Below are 19482 nucleotides of genomic sequence, written 5' to 3'. Positions count from 1 at the left end.
ATCGGTACAGCTTCTTAAAAGAGAAAGGCAGCAGCTTTACTCTTGGCCTCCAGCAAGGTCGTGCGACACCTTTGCAGCGTAATAATTCTGAATCGTAACGGGAGCATTGAACAGCACCGCCCGCAAATATTGCTTCATGTTACGGATGCCCGTCGTATTCGCCCGCAGGCAGTCGGCGGCATACTCGATGTGGCTGCTGTCCAGCTTGAGGAAGCGGCTGCGCACCAGTTCCGCCGGGTACTCGCTGGCAGCCACGCGGACGGTCTTGCCCTGGGTGCAGACCGTTTCCACTATGATGGACGCCATTTCGTCCAGCAAGGGCCTGTCTATGGCTGAATGGGCCGCAAGATGCTCATATTCGATATTATCCTTCACAATTTGCTCATAAGCTTTCCAATCGCATCCATCCCCCGATAAGATAGGAAAGGGAGCGTTCGCCTGGGCGCTCCCTTTCCTTTTATCTGTACTTGCTTTATCTTTATTTAATTGCAGGCCATTTCCCGCCGGCGGCTTCTCCACCGGTGCGTTTTGGCACAGTGGCTGCTCATATACGGTGTATTCTGTGTCTGTGATTTTCCCTGCCGCGCGCCGCTGGTGTCGTCGCAAATACCCTGCCTGTTCCAGTTCGTTGATTGCCGAACGGATCGCCTTAGCCCCCTCCTGGTTGATGTACGCCAACCCTGCGATGGAGTAATTCCAACTGTCCGGCAGGGCCAGCATCTGGGAGAGAAGCCCTTTGGCCTTGAGGGAGAGTGACGGGTCGCGCAGGTGGTGATTACTCATCACTGTGTAGTCCTTGTCGTGTTTTGTCCGGATAATTGCCATAGCATCACTCCTTCAAAGAATTTTTATGTGGTAAAAATAGGCAGAAAAAAGCGGCATTCAGCCCGTAGGCCAATACGCCGCTTTTCGGAAAAGAAAGAGTCACCAGAAACGGCACCTCTCTATAATCTCACCGATAGTATTATACACTTGACAAAATGAAAAGTCCAGTCAAAGTATCCTTGATTTATCCTTGTATTTGTACTAAATTCACGGAAAGCACGCGTGTAAGCTTACTGTTTATGTTAATGAAGACTAAGTTCGCAAAAATTTTACACTTGAGAGATTGACTATCGTCGCGGCGCTAAGCGCCATGACCTCCACATACAGATGTGCAAAATACACATCTACTTTTCTGTCTTGAGGTTGGCGGATTTTGCCGTGACCTCAAAGCTGGTCACCGAAAAACATTCGTCCACCAAAACGACAATTTGTCGGTTTTAGACGCAGGAAATCAAAATTGCAAAATGCAATTCTGATTTGAAAAAGGTGCCGGTCAAAATGTCCGCCACCTCTTTATAACGTGAAGTGCATTTTGCACTCCACGTTTCAAACTACAAAATGCCGCTCGAAAATCAGAACATAATAGTTACGTTCTGATGTTGTCCTCCCGTTCACAAACTTTTCACATTCGAACTACTGGAATAGTGTTGACAAAGGGAAACGATTGTGATAGTATGAGCGTGTAAACTATTGCAGTAGTTTCAAGGAAAGGATGGATCCAAATGTCAGTCAAGCTATTTGATTCCGAGCTCAAGGTAATGAACGTGCTCTGGCGCGGGGGCAGCCGCACCGCCAAGGAGATCTCTGACATTCTCAAGGCTGAGACTGGCTGGAACATGAACACCACCTACACCGTCATCAAAAAATGCATTGCCAAAGGGGCCATAGAGCGCAGTGAGCCGGGCTTCCTCTGCCGCGCCCTCATCCCTAAGGAGGCCGTGCAGCAGGCCGAGACCGACGAACTCATCGGCAAGCTGTTTGACGGGTCAGTGGACCAGCTTTTTGCGGCTTTGCTGGGACGGAAGAAACTCTCGGCAGAGCAGCTTGCCCGGCTGAAGGAGATGGTAGAGAGCGAGGCGGAGTCATGAGCCTTTTGCAGATGAGCCTTTCTGGCGGGGCCATGATTTTGGCGGCTGTGCTTATCCGTGCCCTGGCCCTGCACCGGCTGCCAAAGCGAATCTTCCTGGCCATCTGGGGCCTGGTGCTGATTCGGCTGCTGGTGCCCTTCTCCCTGCCCGCAGAATGCAGTATATACTCCCTGCTGGATAGGGCGGCTCCCAGGGCTTCCGCAGCCGCTTATTCCCCTCCTGTCCCCCATGCGCCCCTTGTCTGGGCCGGGGATGCCCCAGCCTCTCCCCCAGCCCCGGGCAGCGCCCCCTTCTCCATAGAGCCTTGGGGCGCCCTTTGGCTGGCTGGCCTGCTGGCCTGCGTCCTATACTTTTCGGCGGCTTACATAAAATGCCGCCGGGAATTCCGGGAGGCCCTGCCGGTTCACAACGCCTATGTGGAGCAGTGGATTGGGGCACACAGGCTCTGGCGGCCCATTGCTGTCCGGCAGTCGGACAAAATCACCGCGCCTCTCACCTACGGCATCCTGCATCCAGTTATCCTCCTGCCAAAGTCCACAGATTGGATGGACACGGAGACCCTGGACTATGTGCTGACCCATGAGTGGGTGCACATCCGGCGGTTTGACGGGCTGTTCAAGCTGCTTTTGACTGCCGCGCTGTGCGTGCACTGGTTCAACCCCCTGGTGTGGGCCATGGTGGCCCTGGCCAGCCGGGATATGGAGCTGGCCTGTGACGAGGCAGTGCTCCGCCTGTTTGGCAAAGACATCAAAGCCGGGTATGCCCTGGCCCTTATCCGCATGGAGGAGAGGAAAGCGGGTATGCCGGTGATGGACAATTATTTCAGCAAAAATTCCATTGAAGAAAGGATACAGGCTATTATGAAGCTCAATAAAAAATCCCTGGCCGCGCTGCTTGCGGCTGTGATACTGATGGGCGGGACTGGAGCGGTTTTCGCCACCTCCGCAAAGGCCGGGAACCAGGAAGCCCCCCTTCACCCGGGAGCCGCGGCGGAAACCACTTATTCAACGGAAAACAAAGACAGCCTTCTCTCCTACACGGACGGGGACGGCACCACCTACTACAGCTGGGACGAGGGCGAGACCTGGACACCCATGACAGACGAGGAGTTTGCCGAAGCCTACCCGGACCCGGATGTGGAGTGGTGGACTGCCGGGGAATACGCCGCCTGGCTGGAAAACGAGAAAAAGGAGCTGGAAAGCATGATTGGCTCTAAGGGCTGGACCAACAGCACCGGCTGGTTCACCTGGACCCAGGAGATGGTTGCGGAAACCATTGCCGGGTACGAGGAAACCCTTGCCATGATTGAGAACGGGTATCTGGTGTCCAAATCTGTGGACGGGGACGAGAACACCATGCTGGTGATGAACCCCCTTGACCGGGTGGTTGGCAGCGGGGATTGGGAAGGTGCGATAGAAGAAAAGCAGTATTCCCACGAGGAGGGGGTTGAGTATACCAGCCTCTTCGACGACTACAAGCGCTGCGGGCTGACGTTTCAGAACAACGATGGCATTTTGTACTGGAAGGACCAGCGGGTGCGCATCTTTGTGGACGGCGCGGAGTATGGGGATGGCTATGCCTCTCAGTATGAGCACTATGACCCGGAGGGGACGATAGATGTGCGCACGGTCCGGGAGCGGGTGGATAACGGGGACGGCAGCTACAGCCTGATGGGGCCCTTGGTGCGGCTGGAGGAGTTTGAGCCTGACCAGATGTTTTTGGACGCTTTGGAGGGGCAGCGGTATGTGGGCGCGGAAAGCCAGTATGAGGCGGAGCGCACAGTTCAGGAGCTGGAACCCTACGAGGCGTTTGGGCTGAGCTGTCGCTTTGACCCAAGCCAGAAGACCGGTGAGCTGGTCATGGAGTGGAACGGGCGGCCGGTGCGCAGTCTGTTTGACGACAAGCGGCAGATTTGGGTGTGCAATAGCTTGGGCACGAAGGGGCTGAACCTGGAGGCGGTGTATGAGGGCGGCAAGCTAACCGGCCTGCGGGAGAGCGACGAGAAAAGCAATGTGGAGGCCGCTATGGTGATGGCAGGAGAATCCACTGCCGAAGACGATGGGGACGACGGCTCCGGCCAGACCATCGCGGAGCGTATGGAGCACTTTGCCGCCTATGGCGTGAGCTATCAGGAGATAGGCGGGAAGAAGGTCATACGCTATAACGGCAAGCCGGTGAGCAGCTTTGCCGATGTGAGGCCGGACGGCAGCGTGTTCTCCGTGGGGTCTACCGATGGCGGGGAGATTGATTTGGTAACGGTTTATGATCAGGCTGGCAGGCTGAGCGGGGTTAAGGCTGTGGAAAGCTGCGAATCCTATTAGCGACAAGAGCGTGGGGAACATTTCCCACGCTCTTGTTCTTTTTGAATATTGCAGATATCGCATTGATATCCCAATACGATGTCTACATTTATTGTAATTTAGCCGTATAAATAATATGTTTATTTTAATTAACAAGCAATTTTAAGATTTATTGCAGATTTTTGAAAACGCTACTGACTTTTTTGCGCATAGATGATACTATATATGCAAGTCAAATGCAAGAAGGAGGCCCCACACTTATGGCTATTACCAGTTCTCAAATTCAAGAGGCGATCCTCAACTGCCTGCGCAGCGGAACATCCCGCACAACCCGTGAAATCAAACATCATCTGGAAACCGCTGGTATTAGGGACTACACCCCCGGACAGTTTTCAGGCTCCATCAACACTTTGTGTCGGCAAAAAAATATCAAATGTGTCAGTCGCGGCACCTACCGGATAAACGAGGTTATAGAAACCATCATGCAGACCAGCCTGAAAAATGAGCCAAGGGAGGAGGATCCCAATTTGGCCATGATGAAACTCCTGCTGCCAAAGCTGCTTGAAAGCCCGGAAATGCTTCAAAATCTTATGAAGCTCTCTGACGCGGTCAAAAAGGTAAATTGACCACACGATACTTTTGCTTGAGGTGTGAATATGAAAGATGAATTTCAGTTTTTGTTGTATAAAGCCGCCGACGAGAGCATTTCAGTGGATGCTGTTATTAAAGATGAAACTATTTGGCTGACACAAAAATCAATGGCAGAATTATATGGTGTTGATAAGTCCGGCATCAGCCGGCACTTAAAAAATATCTTTTCCGAAGGTGAGCTTGAGGAAAAAGTGGTTGTTGCAATTTTTGCAACAACCACTCAACACGGCGCTTTAGAGGGGAAAACCCAGACCAACCCGACCCGTTTCTACAACTTAGATGCCATCATATCCGTGGGCTACCGGGTTAACTCCAAGCGGGCCACACACTTCCGCATTTGGGCTACCAGTGTGCTGAAAGAATATATGATAAAGGGCTTTGCCATGGACGATGACCGGCTAAAGCAGGGGAAAACCGCCTTTGGCAAGGACTACTTTAAAGAATTGCTGGAACGCGTCCGCTCAATTCGAGCCAGTGAGCGGCGTATCTGGCAGCAGATCACCGACATCTTCGCTGAGTGCAGCATCGACTATGATCGGGACTCCCCCACAACCCACGACTTCTATGCCATGGTACAGAACAAATTCCACTATGCCATCAGCGGACAGACTGCGGCAGAGATCATCTATTCCGGCGCTGATCATCAGAAGGAACATATGGGGCTGACCACCTGGAAGAACGCTCCTGAGGGCCGTATCCTAAAATCAGACGTGACCGTTGCGAAGAACTATCTATCGGAGCAAAAAATACGCCAGTTGGAGCGGACTGTCACTGGATATTTTGATTATATTGAGGACTTGATCGAGCGTGAGAACACCTTCACTATGGAAGAGTTTGCAGCCAGCGTGAACGAGTTCCTGTCTTTTCGCCGGTATGATATTTTGCGGGACAAGGGAAAGGTTTCACGGAAGCAGGCCCAGGAGAAAGCGGAGCAGGAGTATGACCTTTTTAACAAGACTCAGAAGATCGAATCGGATTTTGATAAAGAAGTCAAGAAATTGCTGAAAACTCCACAATAGCAGGCGCTTCGCTCATCCCGGTTCATAGTTATACCGTAATCTCCGCCCCATACTCCACTCTCTCCTGATGCCCCACCGCCGTCCGATTCTCCCGTATGTAGCTCGCGGTTTGTATGGGTATCATCTTCTTCACCATCTGGCCGCCTACGGAACCAGCCTGGCGGGAAGTGAGGTCGCCGTTGTAGCCCTGCTTCAGGTTCACGCCCACCTCAGAGGCAGACTCCATCTTAAAACGCTCCATGGCTTCCTTGGCTTCAGGCACCATAACAGAATTGCTTTTCATGATAACTCTCTCCTTCAAAAGTTTTTTTTTCGCGTTTGCATTAGGTATTTTTGACCCAGCGCCCCGCATTATGAATGTCAATTTTTGTATCTTGCAGGGATATCCGCTTCCCAGCAGGATGCCGCCGGAAAACTTTTAGAAGCTGTACCAACAGGCTCCTGCACAAACCATTCCGGGAAATTCAGCGGGCTTCCGTGTTGGAAATCCTCGACGGCGCGAAAACGTTTTGAAAACGTTCGTATTTCTGAACGCATATATGCGTTTGCAGTTCTCCGCCTTGAACCCTACAAAATTTCCTCGAAAATCTCCGCGCCAATCCTATCGGTACAGCTTCTTAAAAGAGAAAGGCAGCAGCTTTACTCTTGGCCTCCAGCAAGGTCGTGCGACACCTTTGCAGCGTAATAATTCTGAATCGTAACGGGAGCATTGAACAGCACCGCCCGCAAATATTGCTTCATGTTACGGATGCCCGTCGTATTCGCCCGCAGGCAGTCGGCGGCATACTCGATGTGGCTGCTGTCCAGCTTGAGGAAGCGGCTGCGCACCAGTTCCGCCGGGTACTCGCTGGCAGCCACGCGGACGGTCTTGCCCTGGGTGCAGACCGTTTCCACTATGATGGACGCCATTTCGTCCAGCAAGGGCCTGTCTATGGCTGAATGGGCCGCAAGATGCTCATATTCGATATTATCCTTCACAATTTGCTCATAAGCTTTCCAATCGCATCCATCCCCCGATAAGATAGGAAAGGGAGCGTTCGCCTGGGCGCTCCCTTTCCTTTTATCTGTACTTGCTTTATCTTTATTTAATTGCAGGCCATTTCCCGCCGGCGGCTTCTCCACCGGTGCGTTTTGGCACAGTGGCTGCTCATATACGGTGTATTCTGTGTCTGTGATTTTCCCTGCCGCGCGCCGCTGGTGTCGTCGCAAATACCCTGCCTGTTCCAGTTCGTTGATTGCCGAACGGATCGCCTTAGCCCCCTCCTGGTTGATGTACGCCAACCCTGCGATGGAGTAATTCCAACTGTCCGGCAGGGCCAGCATCTGGGAGAGAAGCCCTTTGGCCTTGAGGGAGAGTGACGGGTCGCGCAGGTGGTGATTACTCATCACTGTGTAGTCCTTGTCGTGTTTTGTCCGGATAATTGCCATAGCATCACTCCTTCAAAGAATTTTTATGTGGTAAAAATAGGCAGAAAAAAGCGGCATTCAGCCCATCCTTGGGCAAAACGCCATTTATCAAACACAAAACCGAATTTTTATATACTTCTACATATATATTTTACAACTTTGAAACTCTCCTGTCAATTCCCTCTGTGCGGGTTTTATGTAGAAATATTGGTCAAATCTACCTAAAAACTTGTGCAATACAGCAGTTTGGCTATAATTTTCAGAATCGAGTATGCAATTTACACACTTGGTTCAATACTTGACCGGCCTTTTTCGCCCTTATCATAAAGCTGGTGGCAGAAAAAAGTTCGCCCGCCAAAACAATCTTTTTCGCTTTGATGTTTCCGAAACGTGATGGAAATTCTGACCGCCACGTTACATCGCCTACTGGTGGGCGACATTTTTTGACGCTGACCAGAACCGTGTTTTTCCAGGCAACTTTCTAGATTATCTTAAATATAGGTTGATTTTATCCTATAATTTGTGTATACTATAGGTGAGGTGATTGTTATGACTGTCAACACAGACGTGCTGGTGCCCATGACAGAGGCCAACCAGAACTTTTCCAAGGTCGCCCGGCTGGTAGACGAGTCGGGGCTGGCCGTTATTTTGAAGAACAACAAGCCCCGCTACGTGGTGCTTGATTTTGCCGCCTATGACCAGGCCCAGCGCCAGGAAATGGTCAGCGCCGCCGCTGACCAGCTCATTGAGGAAAATCTGGAAGCGTTCCGGGAGTTAGCAAAGTGATACGGCTGACAGTGGAAGAAGTGCTGCTGCTCCATGAAAAGCTGCTGCCTCCGGTCAGGCCGGGTATGAAGAAATTCTGGCGTGGGTTCGGATGCATCAAGTAGGAAAATAATCAAAAGGGAGGACGGGTTTTGGCCTGTCCTCCTTTTGATTATTCTCAGCAGCGTACTCATTTAGCCAAAACCCACCCGCCGGCCCAACCGGCTCAAAATCTCATTGGGAATCGTCCCCGCCCACTCAGCCACCTGGGCGGCGGCGATCTCCAAATCGCCGTTTTTTCCTATTACCATCGCCTTGTCCCCAGGCGACACATGAGGAATCTCTGTCACGTCCACCAGCGTTTGATCCATGCAGATCAGCCCGGCAACAGGCGCTCTTTTGCCGTGGAGCAGCACGCTGCCCGCGCCGCAGGACAGAGAGCGGGGCAGGCCGTCAGCATAGCCGATAGTGAGCACGGCAATCCGGCTGGGCCGCTGGGCCGTAAACTGCCAGTCATATCCCGCGCCCTCCCCAGCCGTAAGCTCCCGCACCTGGGACACCCTGGCCTTGAGGGTGAGCACGGGGCGCAGCTCTTTTTCGCCAACGCCACACAGCGCCAGCCCCACCCGGGCATAGTCCCCGCCCAGCTCCGGGTGGCGCAGCAGGCCGTCACTTGCCAGCAGGTGTACCTTTGGCAGGGCATATCCCCGCTCCTTCAGCCCATTGACAGCCTGATAGAACCTGCGCCCCTGCTCAGCCGCCAGGCTGTCTGCGCAGAGATGGGTGAAAGCCCCTGTGACGTGGAGGTTTTCGCAGTGAAAAATTCCTGCCAGCTCATCCAAGCTTTCCCAATGCAGGCCCAGCCGGTGCATCCCGGTATCTATCTTGATATGCACATCAATGGATTTTCCCCGCCGGTTCAGCTCTTGGGCATAGGCAAGGCTCACCGCTGTCTGGGTCAGCTTATGCTCATGCAGGCGCTTTCTCAGGGCTTCCACGTTGTGGCGCAGGGCGGCGCGGTCGAGCTCTATCCAGGGGTAGTTGCGGAAAGTGGCGCAGTAGTTGTCTTGGCAGTTTGACATTTTGTAGGACTCCCTTCGTTTTGTAAAATAGAAAAAGGCAGCGGTCAAATAGTTAACACAGAACAAAAGAATAAATTTCTTTTGTTCTGGCGGCTATGCCGCCTGTTATAAATCCTGTATTACAGGATTTATAACGCGTTTACTATTACAGACTGCTGCCTTTTTTGCCGTACCCGGCCCGGAAACATTTTACACAGAAACAAAAAAAGTGCCACTTGCGCCAAAAGGCACAACATGACACTTTGTAACTCGGAGACTGTGTTCATTTAGCGAACCGGATACTGTGGTTCTATTTTAGCAGGTTTTGAGGGGGCTGTCAATCTGAATACCTGGATAAATTGCCCCAATCGACATCTTCTTCGTCCACAAAACCGCTTGCTTCCGCTTCTTCCAGTTCCTTTGCTTCCTGCGGCGTGGCCTTTGTGAAGTCCGGGTCCCAGGCACGCACCAGTTTTTTAATAAACTCATAGGCAAAGTTCTGATCCGCCTCCGGGAGCATATCCATCAGCCTGGCTGCTTCCACTACTTTTTCGGACATACAATCACACCCTCTCACTTGTAGATATCGCCACGGTTTCCTATCTCCATAATCAGGAGGACTTCTACTCTTCCATCTTGCTCCAGCCGGTATACCACACGCCAGCCGCCTACCCTCAGCCGCATCCGGCCATCACTATATCCTTGCATGGGTTTGATATCACCCTTCGGAGGCTTTTCTGTCAGCCCGGCTAGGGTGTCCGACACCTACACGACCGACGAACAGCAGAAGCGGGTGAAAATCCGGGAAATTGAGATCGTCTATAACTTCATTGGTGCATTTGATTTTGAGGGAGCGCGGGAGCAATCCCAAACTGCCCAAGACAGAAATAATGCGAAAGTCGGCGCAGCTTGACGCTACGCCGACCCTCGCTTAAAATGTTTTCTTACGTTACCAGCCTATTCACGCCGCTGCTTTTTCCATCTTAATCGCCATGCGATAGAGAATACGCACAAAAAGAGATGGAATATCAGCCTTTTGTGCCCGGTATCATTCTTTTCTCTGTATTTTTCACGCTATAGCCACCAAAGCTGGCGGGAACCCTGCCAAGAGAAATCCGGGTTTTCCCTATTCAGCCTGGTTCTGCTCAGCTACATGGAAGAAGGAGGCCGTAGAGTCATCACGCCTCATAAACAGCAGTCCAAAGGATCCCGGGCCGCAGTTGCTTGCGATGGCAGAAGAAGCCTTTTGCATATAGACCCGCTCAAAGGGGCAATACTGCTGTACTAGTTTCCGGATATATTGAAGCTTTTTCTCATCCATGCCGGAATAGGTGATAAACAGAATGCGCCGGTCAATATTCCTGGTATCAAGAAGCGTGCGCTTGATGTAGCTTTTGGCCGCGCGGTAAAACCCGCCCATCTTCATGCCGCCCACAACCATCCTGCTCTTTTTCAGCACCAGCACAGGATGCAGCAGCAGGGAATCGCACAGCACCTGCACTTTCTTGGATATCCGCCCGGACTGGCGCAGCATGTGGGTGTTGTTGATAATGAAAGCCGAGGAGATAAAACGGTTCATCCGCTTTATGGCCTCCACAATCTCCTCCTTTGCGGCATGGTGCTCCGCCATATAGGCCGCGCACAGCACAATCAGCCCCATGCTGCTGGAAAGATGGCCGGAATCTATCACCGTTACGTTTTCAAAGGATTTCGCCGCCTCGCAGGCGTTTTGATACCCTTCGCTAACATGCTTTGCCATAGAGATATGGATTATGTTCTGGGCCTCTGTCAGCTTTTCCGCGAAAAACCTTTCGTAATCCTCCACCTCCGGCGCCTGGGAATAGCCCTTGCGCCCCTGGGCAATATGCAGCAGCAGTTCATCCGATTTTAATTCCTGCTCGTCCAAAAAGCGCCCGTCGTCTGTGCATACATAGTAAGGGCATACAGGAATGCCAAACTTCTTCCGGAGAGAGCCGGGAAGGTCGCACACACTGTCTGTGGTGACCATAATAGAGCGCCTTTTTACCTGCTCAAAGATTAAAATCCCCTTTTCAATGTCCGCCTGGCTGGCTTCCTCGCTGAGCACCACCAGCTCCTTGGGCAGAACGCTCAGCACAGCGGCCTCCAGCAGCGCTCCGCTTACCGGCTTGGCCAGATACCCGCTGAACCCTTCCTTCCGGTACAAAAGCTGGTTGTCGCTGCCTGCATTGGCTGTCAGCGCAATCACAGGAACATCCTGGCACAGCCCTACCGGCTGCGCGCGCAGGGCATGGAGGCACTGGATGCCATCCATTTCCGGCATCAAATGATCCATAAGGATGCAGTCATAATGGTGGTTCTGGGTCAGCTTCAGGCATTCCCCGCCGCTTCGGGCTGTATCTATTTGGATCTTGGTTTCTGAAAGCAGCTTGCTTACCACCATCAGGTTCATGTCGTTGTCATCCACCACCAGGATATGGGCGTCCGGCGCTTCAAAGCTCTGATGGTATAACTCCCCTTCGCGGCCCTTTATACGGGAAGCAAGGGTAAACGTGCCCAGCTCCTTTTCATCTACAATATCCTGATCCAGCATGACAATAAAGGTGGATCCTTTGGTGTAGACGCTGTTCACGCTGATCTGCCCGCCCATCATTTCCACAAGCTGCTGGACAATGCTCAGCCCCAGCCCCGTTCCCTCAATATAGCGGTTCTTTTCCTCGTCCACCCGCCGGAACGCGTTAAAAATATACGGGATGTTTTCCTTCTTCATCCCCATCCCGGTGTCCTCTACAGAATACCAGACGCGCACCTGGTTGAGGCTCCGGCGCTCGCACCGGACGGAAAGGGTGACAGAACCCTCGCTGGTGTATTTCACCGCGTTATTCAGCAAATTTATAAGGATTTGCTTAATGCGCACCTCGTCTCCGCAAAGCATGCTGGGAATAGAGGAATCCACGTTCAGCTTAAACTCCAGCCCCTTTTCCCTGGCTTTTATCCATATCATGTTGACGATTTCCGAGAAAAGCGCCCCTGTCTCATAGGAAACATTGACAATTTCCATTTTCCCGGATTTAATTTTGGACAAGTCCAGCGTGTCGTTAATCAGGGTCAGCAGCATTTTGCTGGCGCCCTGGATATTCCTGGCATTCTCCGCCACATCTTCCGGCACGTCCCCCCGCAGGATGATTTCATTAAGCCCGATGATGGTGTTGATGGGCGTGCGGATTTCATGGCTCATGCTGGAAAAGAAGTGGTTTTCCGCCCGGTTTAACTCCTCGATTTCCTTCTTCTGCTGCTGGGAAAGCTTGTTTTCCTCCTGATACATCTTGTTTAAAAACATAAGCAGCACGCTGGTCAGCATACCCACCATAACTACGGAAAACGCGGAATCAAAGAAAGAGGCCTGCTGGGTATTTTGCGCCACCAGCCCGGGGAAGTAAAAGGCAAAGCCATAGCAAAGCAGCGTTTCTACCATACAGAGAATGAAAAATACTGTCATCCGCCTCCCGTGCAGCGTGATGCAGACATAGATGAAGCAGAATATAAACCACTCCGGCACCCCGCTGTAAAAGCCGCCCGCCGTAAAAAAGCTGATGGGGAACATCAGAAGCAGCAGCACCGAAATGGCTGTGGCGCCTGCCTGTATACGCCCCCTCTGAATGCTGAACTTTACAATAAGCCCCATAGCCACAAGGCTGACTGCCAGCACCAGGATGTTCCAAATGCTTCTGCCCATAGGCAGGATCAGCACCAGCGCAAACATGCATATAACCGTCACAATGCGGAACATCCGGTCATACAGGCTGATTCTGTGATCATTGATGATTGCAAACCATTTTTTAATCACGCATTCTTTCACTCCTCAAAACGAGCGCGCCCAAGCCCAAGCCTTTAACCGGGCACGCCTCAAAATACCGCGTTCATATTGCGGCAATCTGTTCGCAAAGCTCTGTATAGCTGCGCAGCAGCGCGGGATGGTGCTCCCGGATATAATCCGCGTCCCCCTGTTTCCCCGCCAGCTCCAGGGCCTTTGCCTGTGCGGAAAGGGCTTCCGCGCCTATTGTCAGGGATGTGCTCTTAAGCGCGTGAACCTTCACGGCATACTCTCCCCAGTCCCCGCTTTCATACAAGGAAACAATCTCCGCCTGTTTGTCCGCGCACTGGTCGCAGAAAAGCTGGAGCATCTCCCCGTAAAAGGCCTCTTCCCCGGCACAATAATCCAGCCCCAGCTTCACGTTGATGCCGGCTTCCGACAGCCGGCCGTAAGGGGAGGCCCCAAAATCCGCTTTGGGCTGGGCAGCCTCCGGCGCTTCCGCCAGGCCGCGATCCTCTTCTTCTTTTTCCGGGGCGGCAGTTTCCTCCTCTTTGGAAACATCTTGTTTTGTGGGCTTTGCGCTGTACCGGATGCAGCTTTTCGGCAGGGCTTTCCGCAGGACACGCTCTAAAACAGAGCGCTCAATGGGTTTGGGGACAAACTCTGTAAACCCTTCGCTGCGGAACATCTCCCTTGCGCCGCTGACTGTGTTGGCGGTCAGCGCGATAATGGGCAGATCCTGGTATACGCCGCCGCGGATCTCGCGGATCCGTTTCAGGGTTTCCACGCCGTCAAAGCCTGGCATCATGTGATCCAGGAAAACAATGTCATAAGGGATTTTCTCGCACCGGGCCACAGCCTCCCGCCCGCTCAGGCAGGTGTCCACGTCTATCCCATAGCTGCCCAGCACGCCCTTGGCCACCACCAGGTTCATCTCCTCGTCATCCACCGCCAAGGCCCGCACCCCTATGCAGGTGAAGGGCCTGCGGCCCGCGGCCTGGTCTTCCATAAAGCCCCGTTCACCCATTTCCCCGTTAAGCAGGTTTGCAACGGAAAGGGCCGAGAAAGGCTTATGTATCACCAGCAGCCGGCTTCCGCTGTTCAGGACAAACTCCCTTTCCGCAATGACGATAACCGACTTGGTTTCCGCCAGCTCCTCATAATACGCCGGGTTTTCCTCATATTCCGGTTGCGCAATGAACACATGGGTCAGCTCATAGCTGCGCTGCAGCTTGAGCAGCCCCTCAAAATTATGGGCCTGATACCCCTGGATGTTAAGCCCTTTTATCAAGCTTAAAATCAGCCCGTCATAATAGCCGCGAACCTCGTCGGAGGCATATTTATCCGGCTTGAAGTAGCAGCCAATGCAAAGCTTATCCGCATGGGGCAAAACGATGCAGGGCCGCTGATCCACCACGCCTTGGGGTATGACGATGTGGGCATGCAGGCCCTGCTTTCTCTTGCTGTCAAAATGGATGAAGCCGCCCATGGCATCCAAAAGCCCTCTGGCAATGGGAAGCCCCAGCCCCAGCCCCCCTGCGAAACGGCTGCTTCCGGTGTCCGCCTGGTAAAAGTCATCGTACATCTTCACCAACTGGGCGTCCGTCATGCCAATTCCCGTGTCATGGATATCTATGATCAGGTTCATGCCATAGGCTTCCTGCCGGTATCCTATGCGGACGTTTACGCCCCCCTCTTCTGTGAACTTGACGGAGTTTTCCACCAGGATTTTCAGCACGTGGGAAATCTTCTCCGCGTCGCCCACAAGGGCTGCCGGCACCTTCGGGTCAATATCAAACACCAGCTCCAAATGCTGCCGGTTTGTTTGCAGGGCAGTGGTGGTAATCACATCGTTCAGCACAGAGGTGATCATGTATTCTTCCTTTGCCGGAATCAGCGTGCCTGCCACAATCTCCGTGTAGTCCATCATGTTGTTAATCTGGCTGGACAGGCGTTTGCCCGCCATTTCAATGGACATGAGATCCGACCGGATATCCTTGGGAGGGTCTTTCCCCAGGGCCACCTCGCTGATGCCGATAACCATGTTGATGGGGGTGCGCAGCTCGTGGGAAACGTTGGATAAAAACACGGCGTTCTGCTTTCCCACTGTCTCCAGCTCTGCCAGCACATTTTCATACCATTTCCACTGGGCATTGCGTTTGTTTATCCAGTACCGGGCCAGCGAAGTCCCTCCCAGCACCACCACCATGCCAAGCCCCAGGCGCAGCGCGTCGTGAAGCTCCATGGCAGGGGTGATGGTATGGAGCACCAGGGTATGGTACAGCAGGGCCAGCACATACAGGGCAAACATTGCGTGCAGAATCCATTTCCTGTTCAGTATAAACAGGGAAAACACCAGGATGCCCGCTATATTGGGGATATCAAAAAGGCTGGTTTCGTGTACGCTGTAAAAAAAGTATTCCAAAAGCAGCAGCCCGGCGCACAGGCTTTCATAAAGCGTCCCGGAGCCAATCCGCCCAATGTGCAGAACCCACACGCTGAGGCAGCCTGCCGCCATCAAAGGGATCACCCAAAGCTCCCACCCCATGAAAACCGTCATCAGGTTCATCGCCACGCTGAAAACTGTTGCGATGACAGCCAGCAGCAGGTGTTTGCTTGTCTGCTCCTCCGCCCTCATTGGTTCTCAAACTCCAGCGCGACCCGCCTGAGCAGCTCCTGGGGCAGGAAAGGCTTTTTCAGGTAATTCACCGCGCCCAGCTTGATTGCGCTGAGCACATCGTCTTCCAGCCCCGAGGCCGTTAAAAAGATGACAGGTATCTCGCCATACGTCTCCTTTATGCGCCTGAATGTAACAAATCCGTTCATTTTCGGCATTTCAATATCCAGCAGGACCAGGTCAGCCTTCTCCTTGCTCAGTATATGCAGTGCTTCCATCCCCGAATTTGCCAAAAGCACCTCATAATCCTTCTGTAAGATGATCCTGGCCCTTGTCAGGTTCATTTCGTCATCGTCTACCACCAAAACGCGCTTCTGCACTAGGCTCGCCTCCTTGTTTCGTTGCCGGGGAATCCCCCAGTCCATATATAGTAAATTATACAGAAAGGCAGGTGAAAAATCAAGCCTATATTCATAGATTTAACCGCCTGCGGCGAAACAGACGGCTATGTATGGGCACAAGAAAGCCGCCTTTCCCATGCGGAAAAGACGGCCTATCCAGTCGGGCGATATGTGATTTTAGAGGGTAGGCCAAAGGGAGGCGCAAAACTGTATGTCCGCATTTCCTGGTGTTTCGTCGTATCAAAGCTCATTCCCTAGTAGTAAATTCGTAGTAATTGGGGTGGTCTGCTGTCAGGAAATGCGGCATAAAGCGCTGTTTCACAAGGTTTTGCCGGTTCTCACAAAATATTTAGAATAAAAACGTGATGGCACAGACCAAAAGGTTCAGCAGACCCGCACCAACGCAGACAAGGGGAGCGGTACGCACTTCCTTTGCATCTCTTGTTTGCTTGGGTTCCTTTTCCCCGGCGAGGCTGGGATTGATAGAATTCTGGACAGCATTCTGATTGGGATGGCCAAAGGCAGGTACATATTTTGTGCCTTTCCCGCCCCGGGTAATCATCAGCAGGCCCAGAAGGAATAAAACCAGCCCAAGAAAGAAGCTGCTGTCCTGCAGGCTCAGTCCGATAATATGGGCAACGTCGCCTAACAGCCAGAAAATCAGTAAAAGTCCTGCGCCTCCTGCAGCGCCAATGCCTATGCGTTTTAGCCGGGGTTTCATGGCTGTGCCTCCTTGCGGGAAATCTGATTTATAATAAAATCATGATACCAAATTTTCAAAAAGATGTCAAGAACTGTGCCAGAAGGGGTACAGTCTCTGCCAGTACATATCCATTTTTATCCCTATCTGGTTAGGGCTTGTTTGAAAAATCGAAAACGCTGTCTTTTTGCCCATAAGCGGCCATATTCTGCGTCAAAAATCCTCGCCAACCGGCAGGTTGGCTTGCGGTTTTTTCCTGGAATCTGACCACTTCTGAATCAAAAATTCGTCATTTCCTCTATTTTCAAACAAGCCCTAACACATGACAGAATAAATCAGAAAAACGCTCCGCCTCTCTTATACAACACACATCAACCCATACATTATCGCACATATAAGCAAACTGATTATACTTACTTTATTTGTCCTATAGTTTCCATTTGCAGGATTCCACTTTTTTATTTTGCTATTTTCAAATAAGAATCCAGTGGCTGCACTCATTATCCCCAAAAGCAGCAATCCACATGTTTTCATCGCAGGCAGTGTATTGTTTTCAATTCCCTTTATTTCAAATACAATAACCGCCATTCCTATCCCTACACATAATAACAAAGCAAATATTGCAGTTACTGGAATACTGCGTTTGGCACGTTTCCTGTCGTCTTCTCTGCGATAGATTTTATCGATCATTTTGTAGTTGCTCATTTCTATGCTTGTGATAAAATTCAGTATATATGCAACGATCAGAACGCCATTAAACCATTGCATTTTCAAATTCACCCCATTTATCACACAAAGCAGAAAAATATATACAGTAGACATGATTCCAATATGCAAATCAATCTGTGCAAGCAGTTTCCTCCCTTCATAAATATTGTACTCTATCTTGTCGTCAAATCCTGCAATTCCATTAAAAGAATTATTTTTTATCGCCTTGGAAAAATAGATATGCAGGAACAGTTGTATTGGAATACATAGAATAAACATACAAATAAATGCCCCAACGCTAAAAATACCCGTTAATGCACTGTGCAGGATATATGCCAATATACCCAAGACAGATATTCCTATAAAGATCCATGACATTTTTCCTATTGACACTTCCCCTTGTGTTGATGGCTCTTCCCCACTCTCATTCCCTAACAATGTATCAACATCTACTTCAAATAATTGTGCTAATTTAATTAAATTGTCAGAGTTTGGTTTTGAAGCATTAGCTTCCCATTTGGTTACGGCTTGACGGCTGACCTCCAAATATTCCGCAATTTTTTCCTGTGACAGCCCTTTCTTTTTGCGATAGTACATTAGATTTTCCGCTAATCGCTTTTCGTTCATATTACGCACCTCCGTATAATCTTTGATAGCAATAATATACTGATTTATCCAGTTGCACTCTACCAACTATATAGAAAATATGGGCAACTATATGGCAACTATGTAGTTGCAACTGCTGTTTTTTCTGCTATTAGTCCAATTTATAGAATTGTTTAATGGCTCTATTCTACCACAAATATAAACATACTTCCATCCCGCTGGTTTTCTCATAAATGGCCTCTTGCGCCAGCGCCACGCCATTTTCTGTCACATATGCGCTGAGAATCTGCAGCGCGCTGCGGGGTTCCCCTGATTTTGCTGTACCGCGAATGGGCTTTCCATCCACGGCGATCACTTCCCCCGCAGTGCCGAACCGCATACGGAGGATATCCAAAACAGCACCGCGCACATTACGATAATAAATATGTCCGCCAGCGGATATTTTACATAACTTGGATGCCGCTTATCCTCTATTTCTGATATCCTGGCCCGGATTTCTCCCATTATTATACCGCTTTTTTATGAGACGGGCGTGGCCTTACGGGAGTGACGGCGGCTTCACCTGCCGCTGTTTGTGCATCCCTCCTGGCAGGGAGGAAAGGAACTACACCGGTAAGACGAGGCCTTCCGGCAAATTCTCCAGGCTTTTAAAAAGAAATCCTGTTTCGACATGTCAAAAGGTTTCCGGGTGCTTGACTTTTTCCAGTTTGCGCCGTATGATTAAGGAGTACCAAATTTTATGATGAGGAGCGTACATAACTATGAAATATGGCTTGCAGATGTTCAGCGTCCGGGACATTACCAAGGAGGATATGGAAGGCGCCCTGCGGGAAGTGGCGGCTATGGGCTATGCCGCAGTGGAGTTTGCCGGGTTTATGGGCCATCCGGCAGAACAGATTAAGGCCTGGCTTGACCAGTATGGCCTGCGTGTAAGCGGCACCCACACAGGCCTTGCCGGGCTTACGGATGACGTGCTGGAAGAAACCATTGCATACCACAAGGCAATCGGCTGCGAAAACATTATCATCCCCTTTGAGAAGCTGGAGAATAAGGCGGCGGTAGACGCCTTTATTGACCGGGTAAACGTTTTGCAGCCCCGGCTGGCAAAGGAAGGCATCACCCTCCATTACCACAACCACGACCATGAGTTCAAGCCCAACGAGGACGGCCTTATCCCTGAGGAGGAAATCCTCAGCCGCATAAGCATTAACCTGGAGGTGGATACATACTGGGTCTTTGCTGCTGATAAGGATCCCGTGGCCTTCCTCAAAGAGCACAAGGATCGCATCAGCGTCATCCATCTCAAGGACGGCATCGGCGGCCATGAAGGCAAGTCCCTGGGGCTGGGCAAAGCCCCTGTGCTCCAGGTGCGGGAAACCGCCATTGCCCTTGGCATGGAGATGGTGGTGGAAAGCGAAGGGCTGGAGCCTACCGGCCTGGAGGAGGTTAAGCGCTGCATTGACTTCCTGAAAGAGGTTGACGCGAAAATATAGTGAGCGCGGCAAAGCTGCCTGGCTTGGGAATTTTTCCCAAGCCAGACC

18 protein-coding genes are annotated in these 19482 nt (G+C 51.4%); 6 read left to right on the top strand and 12 right to left on the bottom strand.

Annotation, left to right across the window (positions count from 1 at the left end):
• Positions 1–36: 36 nt before the first annotated feature.
• A complete protein-coding gene (locus VSQ30_RS01905) occupies positions 37–825 on the bottom strand; it encodes a DUF6017 domain-containing protein (RefSeq protein ID WP_334461597.1) in 789 nt (262 codons plus the stop codon).
• Between the two features lie 722 nt (positions 826–1547).
• Between VSQ30_RS01905 and VSQ30_RS01900 the strand changes: the two genes are divergently transcribed.
• From VSQ30_RS01900 to VSQ30_RS01885, 4 genes are all read left to right on the top strand, one after another.
• Entirely contained in the window at positions 1548–1913 is a 366-nt protein-coding gene (locus tag VSQ30_RS01900) for a BlaI/MecI/CopY family transcriptional regulator (RefSeq protein ID WP_334461607.1), read from the top strand.
• The gene (locus VSQ30_RS01895) at positions 1910–4234 is read left to right on the top strand and encodes a M56 family metallopeptidase (RefSeq protein WP_334461605.1); all 2325 of its coding nucleotides are present in this window, start codon (positions 1910–1912) and stop codon (positions 4232–4234) included. The genes VSQ30_RS01900 and VSQ30_RS01895 overlap by 4 nt, the downstream gene beginning before the upstream one ends.
• A gap of 239 nt (positions 4235–4473) precedes the next feature.
• On the top strand, positions 4474–4839 hold the full coding sequence (locus VSQ30_RS01890) for a hypothetical protein (protein ID WP_334461604.1): 366 nt from the start codon (positions 4474–4476) through the stop codon (positions 4837–4839).
• Positions 4840–4869: 30 nt separating this feature from the next.
• Positions 4870–5883 (top strand): virulence RhuM family protein, encoded by a 1014-nt coding sequence (locus tag VSQ30_RS01885; RefSeq protein ID WP_334461602.1) that lies wholly within the window; start codon positions 4870–4872, stop codon positions 5881–5883.
• Positions 5884–5911: 28 nt separating this feature from the next.
• Here VSQ30_RS01885 and VSQ30_RS01880 read toward each other — a convergent pair whose 3' ends face one another.
• A complete protein-coding gene (locus VSQ30_RS01880) occupies positions 5912–6166 on the bottom strand; it encodes an alpha/beta-type small acid-soluble spore protein (RefSeq protein ID WP_334461599.1) in 255 nt (84 codons plus the stop codon).
• Positions 6167–6522: 356 nt separating this feature from the next.
• Positions 6523–7311, bottom strand: coding sequence for a DUF6017 domain-containing protein (locus tag VSQ30_RS01875; RefSeq protein ID WP_334461597.1), 789 nt, complete (start codon positions 7309–7311; stop codon positions 6523–6525).
• A gap of 528 nt (positions 7312–7839) precedes the next feature.
• Between VSQ30_RS01875 and VSQ30_RS01870 the strand changes: the two genes are divergently transcribed.
• Entirely contained in the window at positions 7840–8076 is a 237-nt protein-coding gene (locus VSQ30_RS01870; RefSeq protein ID WP_334461595.1) for a type II toxin-antitoxin system Phd/YefM family antitoxin, read from the top strand.
• A 173-nt stretch (positions 8077–8249) separates the two neighbouring features.
• On the opposite strand, the gene alr is transcribed toward VSQ30_RS01870, so the two are convergent.
• From alr to VSQ30_RS01825, 9 genes are all read right to left on the bottom strand, one after another.
• On the bottom strand, positions 8250–9137 hold the full coding sequence (gene alr, locus VSQ30_RS01865) for an alanine racemase (RefSeq protein ID WP_334461593.1): 888 nt from the start codon (positions 9135–9137) through the stop codon (positions 8250–8252).
• A gap of 316 nt (positions 9138–9453) precedes the next feature.
• Positions 9454–9675: a hypothetical protein gene (locus tag VSQ30_RS01860; RefSeq protein ID WP_334461591.1), complete on the bottom strand. Its 222-nt coding sequence runs from the start codon at positions 9673–9675 to the stop codon at positions 9454–9456.
• A 14-nt stretch (positions 9676–9689) separates the two neighbouring features.
• Positions 9690–9881, bottom strand: a complete 192-nt coding sequence (locus VSQ30_RS01855) for a type II toxin-antitoxin system RelE family toxin (RefSeq protein WP_334461589.1) — start codon at positions 9879–9881, stop codon at positions 9690–9692.
• Positions 9882–10242: 361 nt separating this feature from the next.
• Complete coding sequence (locus VSQ30_RS01850) at positions 10243–12942, bottom strand: DegV family protein (RefSeq protein ID WP_334461586.1); 2700 nt, start codon at positions 12940–12942, stop codon at positions 10243–10245.
• Between the two features lie 73 nt (positions 12943–13015).
• Positions 13016–15547: a hybrid sensor histidine kinase/response regulator gene (locus tag VSQ30_RS01845; protein WP_334461584.1), complete on the bottom strand. Its 2532-nt coding sequence runs from the start codon at positions 15545–15547 to the stop codon at positions 13016–13018.
• A complete protein-coding gene (locus VSQ30_RS01840) occupies positions 15544–15906 on the bottom strand; it encodes a response regulator (protein WP_160643964.1) in 363 nt (120 codons plus the stop codon). The genes VSQ30_RS01845 and VSQ30_RS01840 overlap by 4 nt, the downstream gene beginning before the upstream one ends.
• Positions 15907–16276: 370 nt before the next feature.
• Positions 16277–16648: a hypothetical protein gene (locus VSQ30_RS01835; RefSeq protein WP_160642919.1), complete on the bottom strand. Its 372-nt coding sequence runs from the start codon at positions 16646–16648 to the stop codon at positions 16277–16279.
• A 336-nt stretch (positions 16649–16984) separates the two neighbouring features.
• Positions 16985–17962 (bottom strand): helix-turn-helix domain-containing protein, encoded by a 978-nt coding sequence (locus VSQ30_RS01830; RefSeq protein WP_334461580.1) that lies wholly within the window; start codon positions 17960–17962, stop codon positions 16985–16987.
• 166 nt (positions 17963–18128) lie between these two features.
• The gene (locus VSQ30_RS01825) at positions 18129–18287 is read right to left on the bottom strand and encodes a hypothetical protein (protein WP_334461578.1); all 159 of its coding nucleotides are present in this window, start codon (positions 18285–18287) and stop codon (positions 18129–18131) included.
• A 415-nt stretch (positions 18288–18702) separates the two neighbouring features.
• Between VSQ30_RS01825 and VSQ30_RS01820 the strand changes: the two genes are divergently transcribed.
• Positions 18703–19434: a sugar phosphate isomerase/epimerase family protein gene (locus tag VSQ30_RS01820; RefSeq protein WP_334461576.1), complete on the top strand. Its 732-nt coding sequence runs from the start codon at positions 18703–18705 to the stop codon at positions 19432–19434.
• Positions 19435–19482: the final 48 nt, after the last annotated feature.

It is taken from the genome of Acutalibacter sp. JLR.KK004 (assembly GCF_036941085.1).
Classification (GTDB): domain Bacteria; phylum Bacillota; class Clostridia; order Oscillospirales; family Acutalibacteraceae; genus Acutalibacter.
The sequence above is the reverse complement of the archived record's forward strand: the minus strand, read 5'-3'. Positions and strand labels throughout refer to the sequence as shown.

Excerpts from the sequence above, each read along its gene's own strand:
- alr (WP_334461593.1), bottom strand. The coding sequence starts at position 9,137 with ATGTCAAACTGCCAAGACAACTACTGCGCCACTTTCCGCAACTACCCC.
- VSQ30_RS01895 (WP_334461605.1), top strand. The coding sequence starts at position 1,910 with ATGAGCCTTTTGCAGATGAGCCTTTCTGGCGGGGCCATGATTTTGGCG.
- VSQ30_RS01905 (WP_334461597.1), bottom strand. The coding sequence starts at position 825 with ATGGCAATTATCCGGACAAAACACGACAAGGACTACACAGTGATGAGT.
- VSQ30_RS01880 (WP_334461599.1), bottom strand. The coding sequence starts at position 6,166 with ATGAAAAGCAATTCTGTTATGGTGCCTGAAGCCAAGGAAGCCATGGAG.
- VSQ30_RS01845 (WP_334461584.1), bottom strand. The coding sequence starts at position 15,547 with ATGAGGGCGGAGGAGCAGACAAGCAAACACCTGCTGCTGGCTGTCATC.
- VSQ30_RS01830 (WP_334461580.1), bottom strand. The coding sequence starts at position 17,962 with ATGAACGAAAAGCGATTAGCGGAAAATCTAATGTACTATCGCAAAAAG.
- VSQ30_RS01875 (WP_334461597.1), bottom strand. The coding sequence starts at position 7,311 with ATGGCAATTATCCGGACAAAACACGACAAGGACTACACAGTGATGAGT.
- VSQ30_RS01890 (WP_334461604.1), top strand. The coding sequence starts at position 4,474 with ATGGCTATTACCAGTTCTCAAATTCAAGAGGCGATCCTCAACTGCCTG.
- VSQ30_RS01885 (WP_334461602.1), top strand. The coding sequence starts at position 4,870 with ATGAAAGATGAATTTCAGTTTTTGTTGTATAAAGCCGCCGACGAGAGC.
- VSQ30_RS01900 (WP_334461607.1), top strand. The coding sequence starts at position 1,548 with ATGTCAGTCAAGCTATTTGATTCCGAGCTCAAGGTAATGAACGTGCTC.
- VSQ30_RS01860 (WP_334461591.1), bottom strand. The coding sequence starts at position 9,675 with ATGTCCGAAAAAGTAGTGGAAGCAGCCAGGCTGATGGATATGCTCCCG.
- VSQ30_RS01870 (WP_334461595.1), top strand. The coding sequence starts at position 7,840 with ATGACTGTCAACACAGACGTGCTGGTGCCCATGACAGAGGCCAACCAG.
- VSQ30_RS01820 (WP_334461576.1), top strand. The coding sequence starts at position 18,703 with ATGAAATATGGCTTGCAGATGTTCAGCGTCCGGGACATTACCAAGGAG.
- VSQ30_RS01835 (WP_160642919.1), bottom strand. The coding sequence starts at position 16,648 with ATGAAACCCCGGCTAAAACGCATAGGCATTGGCGCTGCAGGAGGCGCA.